This is a genomic window from Cellulomonas sp. P4_B5_2, assembly GCF_056402235.1.
In genome coordinates this window covers 1-5,598 of sequence record NZ_JBFUHU010000345.1, presented here as the reverse complement: position 1 = coordinate 5,598, position 5,598 = coordinate 1, and the positions used below count along the sequence as shown (strand labels likewise).

Genomic DNA, 5,598 nt, shown 5'->3' with positions numbered 1-5,598 from the left:
AGCGGGCGTCGTGCCGTCTCCGGGGCGCTCCCGCCGAGCGAATGACACGTGTCGGTCGAACGAGGGCTTGACTTTGTTGCCGCGGGGTCCGACTCTGGGGTCACACAGTAGTGACACGAGTCACTCAGGAGGAACCTCACCGGCGAGGACGTCCCTCCGTGAGCGTCCCGTGCCGATGGATCCGGCGGCGGACCCCGATTCCCGCAGGCCGGATCACGCTCCGAACCGGGCTGGCGGAAGTCAGCCCAGGGCCGACCCGGCCGAGCGCAGCGTTGCGCTCGACCTGCCGGCCCGCCCGCTCACCGCGGCTGTCGCCGGACGGCTGCGTCACCGCGCCCCCCGGGCCCGCTGTGCCGACCCCTCGTCGGCGGGCGTGCCGCACCCGATCGGAGACCGCAGGATGTCTGCTCACGTACGACCGACCCCCTCCCATCGCACCCTGGACCGCCGCCGGCTGGTGGCCATGGTGGCCGTCGGCGCCATGCTGGCGTACCTGGTGCAGGCGATCCTCCTGCCGGTCGCGCGCGCAGAGGCGGTGACTGTCGGCTCGGGCAGCTACGCCGAGGGCACCCCGACCGGCGGTGCCGTGCCCACCGAGTGCAACGGCACGCCGGTCACCAACCCGCGGGCGCACGTCACCGCGAACTTCCCGGCCGGCGCGATCCCGACCAACGACTGGTGGACGTCGCTGCTGTGGCGCAAGTTCAACTGCGCCTCGATCTCCGAGAACCTCATGGCGCACCCGCTGTCGTACCACGCGTACACCAACGGGCTCGGGGTGAGCTACCCGACCACGGCGAGCATCTCCGGCACCGCCACGGGCGTGGGGGAGTACCACTACAACTACGCCGAGGACTTCCGGCTCGGGATCGCCGGCCTCGACGCCGACGGCAAGGTCGACGGGTACTCCGACTGGACCGTCAGCGAGCTCTGGACCAACGGCAGCAGCAGTCTGCGGACCACGTTCGGTCACGGCCTGCCGTTCGTGTACGCCACCAAGACCGGCGGCAACGCCTCGCTCGCCGGCACCGCGGCCCCGACGGTGTGGACCACCGGGAACGGTGCGATCGGGTACACGATCAACGGCCACGACTACGCGGCCTTCGGGCCGACCGGCTCCACCTGGAGCGTCTCCGGGAACACGATCAGCTCCACGCTGAACGGCGGCACGTTCTTCTCGGTCGCCGTCCTGCCCACGCAGCCGAGCAACAGCACCGCGGACCGTGTCGCGGCCCTGAACGCCTACGCGCCCTACGCGCACAACCACGTGACCGGGACGAAGGTGTCGTGGTCCTACGACGAGTCGACGTCCCGGATGACCGCGACCTACGCGTTCACCACGACCGCACGTCAGGGCTCAGGGACCGGCACGGTCTACGCGCTCTACCCGCACCAGCGCGACAACCTCACGGGCGCGACGCTCAGCCCCTACTCGTACACCTCCCCGCGCGGCCCGATGCGGGTCGTGATCGGCAGCTCGCAGTTCCAGACGGTCTCGACGTTCAACGGCGTGCTCCCGCAGCTGGCGAACACCGGGTTCGCCGCGGGGTCCGCCGACGCGAACCAGCTCAACGGCTACATCTCGCAGGTCGCGTCGGGTGACCCGTTCGCCGGGTTCGGCGACGACACCTACTGGACGGGCAAGGCGTTCGGACGGATCTCGCAGGTCGCCCACATGGCCAACCTCACCGGCAACACAGCGGCCCGCGACAGCCTCGTCAGCTCCATGAGGACGCGCCTCACGGACTGGATGACCGCGTCGCCGGGGGAGACCACCCGCTCGTTCTGGTACAACCCGTCGTGGGGCACCCTGATCGGTTACCCGGCCTCCTACGGCTCGGACACCGACCTCAACGACCACCACTTCCACTACGGCTACTACGTGGTGGGCGCCGCCACCGTGGCGCAGTTCGACCCGGCCTGGGCCGCGACCTCCGCGTACGGCGGCATGGTCAACACGGTCATCAAGGACGCGGCGAACTGGGACCGCACGGACACGCGCTTCCCGTTCCTGCGCGACTTCGACATCTACGCAGGCCACGACTGGGCCGCCGGGCACGGCGCGTTCGGGGCCGGCAACAACCAGGAGTCGTCGTCCGAGGGCATGAACTTCGCCAGCGGCCTGATCCAGTGGGGTCAGGCGACCGGCAACACCGCCGTGCGTGACCTGGGCATCTACCTGTACACCACGCAGGCGTCGGCCATCGAGAACTACTGGTTCGACACCGACGACGAGGCGTTCCCGGCCGCGTTCGGCCACTCCACGGTCGGCATGGTCTGGGGCGACGGCGGCTCGTACTCGACGTGGTTCAGCGCCGAGCCGGAGATGATCCAGGGCATCAACCTGCTGCCCAGCACCGCCGGGCACCTCTACCTCGGCTACAACCCGTCGTACGTCAGCCGCAACATCGCCGAGCTCGAACGCAACAACGGGGGACCGGCGACGGTCTGGAAGGACATCGTCTGGGAGTTCCAGGCGTTGGCAGACGCCCCCACGGCGCTCTCGCAGTTCCGGTCCCAGGCGGACTCCTACGCCGTCGAGGAGGGGGAGTCCCGGGCGCACACGTTCTACTGGCTCAAGAGCCTGTCCGGGCTCGGCACCGTCGACCGGTCGGTCACGGCGAACACCCCGCTGCACGCGGTCTTCGTCAAGAACGGCGTCCGGACGTACCAGGCGGCGAACATGGGCGGGTCGGCGATCACCGTCACCTTCTCCAACGGCGTCACGCTCGCGGTGCCGGCCCGGTCGGTCGCCAGCTCGAACGTGTCCGTCCCGACGGACACGACGGCACCCTCCGTCCCGGCAGGACTCTCCGCCTCCGGCACGACGTCGTCCTCGACGAACCTGTCGTGGTCCGCATCGACCGACAACGCGGGCGGCAGCGGGGTCTCGGGCTACGAGGTGCTCCGCAACGGCACCGTCGTCGGCACGGCGACGGGGACCACCTTCACCGCGACGGGCCTCGCGGCCTCGACGCTCTACCAGTTCACCGTCCGGGCGCTCGACGGCGCCGGCAACCGGTCGGCGAGCAGCAGCACGGTGAGCGTCACCACGTCCGGCGGGTCCGACACCGTCGCACCGTCGACGCCCACCGGGCTGACCGCGTCGGGCACCACCTCGTCGGCGACGACGCTGGCGTGGTCGGCGTCCACCGACAACGTGGGGGTCGCCGGCTACGACGTGCTCCGCAACGGCTCCGTCATCGCCTCGACCGCGAACCGGAGCTACACGGCGACGGGCCTGTCGCCCTCGACCGGCTACGCGTTCACGGTGCGGGCCTACGACGCGGCGGGCAACCGCTCGGCCGTGAGCAGCTCGGTGTCCGTCACGACGACCGGCACCTCGACCGGCATCGACGCCACGTCCCGCATCCAGGCCGAGGCGTACAACGGCATGGCGGGCGTCGCCAAGGAGGCGACGCAGGACACCGACGGGGGCGAGAACATCGCCTGGATCGGCAACGGGGACCATGTCAGGTTCGACAACGTCAACTTCGGCAGCACGCCGCGGTCGACGTTCCGCGCGAGGGTCGCGTCCGGCGCCGCCGGTGGTGTCAGCGGGCTCGTCAACGTGCGGCTGGACAGCCTCACGGGTCCGTCGATCGGCAGCTTCGCCATCGGGAGCACGGGCGGGTGGCAGGTCTGGCAGACGGTCCCGGCGAACATCCAGGGCACGACGGGGACCCACACCGTCTACCTGACGTTCGACTCCGGGCAGCCGGCCGACTTCGTCCCGCGCGACGTGTCAGGTCGAGTCGCGGGCGATGACGTGGAAGACGTCGCTCGGCTGCGCCGGTGGGTCGACGGCGTCGTCGAGCGCCGCGATCACCGCGGCGGCCAGGTACGTCGCCTGCGCGTCGATGGCCTGCCAGACGGTCGTGAGGGCGGGGGCCGCGAGCCGTGCCGCGGGGATGTCGTCGACCCCGATGACGGCCACGTCCTGCGGGGTGCGCAAGCCCTCGGCGCGCAGCCCGGCGAGCACGGCCAGTGCGACCTCGTCGTTGTAGGCGGCGACCGCCGTGACGGGGTCCGGACCTGCGCGCCAGCTCCGGACGGCCGCGGCGGCGGACGCCACGTCGAGGTCGACGACCTGGACCCTCGGCCCGGGCAGGCCGAGCTGCTCGCACTCCTGCACCACCCCGGCCAGGCGGCGGTCCGCGAACGCGGCCAGACGGTCGTCGCTCGGTGCCGCGTAGGCCATCACGCGGTGACCCCGGCCGGCGAGGTGCTCGACCTGCAGCCGCCCGATCCGGGTCTGCGGGACCGAGAAGGTGCCCGGGTGGTCGTCCTCGTCGAGCGCGCTGCCGACCACCTGGATGCCCGCCTGGCGCATCGCGCGCTCGTCCTCCTCCGCGAACGGAGCGAGCCCGAGCACGGCCCGCGGCGTCACCGCCCGCCACAGCTCGGCGAGCGGACGCGGGCCGCGGTCGTGGTGCACGAGGACGGACAGGCCCCTGGCCGCCAGCTCGGTGGTGAGGTGGTCCATCAGGGTGTCGATGACCGGCCCGATGGTCCAGTTGGGCAGGACGCAGAGCACGAGGTCGCTCCGGCCGGACCGCAACGTCCGGGCCGCCGCCGAGGGGGTGTAGCCGAGGCGCGCGGCGGCGTCCCGGACGCGCTGACGCGTGGCCTCGGGGATGGCGACGTCGTTCTTGCCGTTCAGCACGTAGCTGACCGTGGTCCGGGACACGCCGCTCTCCCGCGCCACGTCGGCACTCGTCAACCGCGGCACGGACCCTCCCTCACGACCCTCGGCAGATCTGCGCCAACCCTAGTCGCGGGAGTCGGTGTGGGTCGGTAGTCCCAGGGTGCGGCGTCGGGCTCCCGGCACGATGGTGGTATGAGCCTCCACGTCCCCGGTGGTCTGCTGCTGACGGGCCGGGCCGCCGACCCGCTCGCCCTGCCGGCCGCTCTGAAGCCCGTCCTCCTCGACGTCGCCGACCGCCTGTTCCACGAGGCCCTCGCCGCCCGGGTCGCCCACCACATCGACCGCGTCCGGCTCGGCCTTCCCGGCCTGGTCGAGACCACCGCGCCCGCGTCCGTGCTGGGTGCGCTCTCCCGGCAGGTTGCCGTGGAGACCGTGGCAGCCATCCGCGACGACCGCGGTCCGCACGGGCAGGCCGGCCTGGCGGTGACCGTCACGATCCTCGCCCACCCCGACCGCGACGACGCGCTGCTCGGCTTCGTGCACACCGAGCGGCACGAGCTGCGCGACGCCGTGCTCGCGCTCGACGGCATCGCCGAGTACGCCTATGTCGCCGTCGACAGCCCCCGCCTCGGTGCGCAGGAGTGGCAGGAGCGCGCCCGCGTGTGGTCGCACGCGCTGCGGGACGGTCGGTACGCGGACCTGGGGTGGACGTGGTCGCTGTTCGGGCGGTACCCGGAGCAGACCCTGCGGTGCCTGGCCGTGCCGGACACCAACAAGCTCGTCGCCGCGCTGCCCGGGGACAAGGACCGTGCTCGGCACCTCGCGGGCGTCCTCGGGAACACCCGTCCGATGAAGGACATGAACGACGTGGCCGCGTTCCAGCGCCGCCACGACCGGGACACGGCCGCGAACCTGCCGACCGCCCTCGCGGCGCTCGCCCCGATCACGGC

General features: G+C 72.0%; 2 protein-coding genes and 1 pseudogene. 2 read left to right on the top strand and 1 reads right to left on the bottom strand.

Annotation, left to right across the window (positions count from 1 at the left end; genetic code table 11):
- Positions 1-175: 175 nt before the first annotated feature.
- A pseudogene (locus AC1DUQ_RS19085) lies at positions 176-3,709 on the top strand (glycosyl hydrolase); the annotation flags it as partial.
- A 36-nt stretch (positions 3,710-3,745) separates the two neighbouring features.
- Here AC1DUQ_RS19085 and AC1DUQ_RS19080 read toward each other — a convergent pair.
- A complete protein-coding gene (locus AC1DUQ_RS19080) occupies positions 3,746-4,666 on the bottom strand; it encodes a LacI family DNA-binding transcriptional regulator (RefSeq protein ID WP_477074361.1) in 921 nt (306 codons plus the stop codon).
- 174 nt (positions 4,667-4,840) lie between these two features.
- Here AC1DUQ_RS19080 and AC1DUQ_RS19075 point away from each other — a divergent pair.
- A partial coding sequence (locus tag AC1DUQ_RS19075) for a hypothetical protein (protein WP_477074360.1) occupies positions 4,841-5,598 on the top strand: 758 nt, incomplete at its 3' end.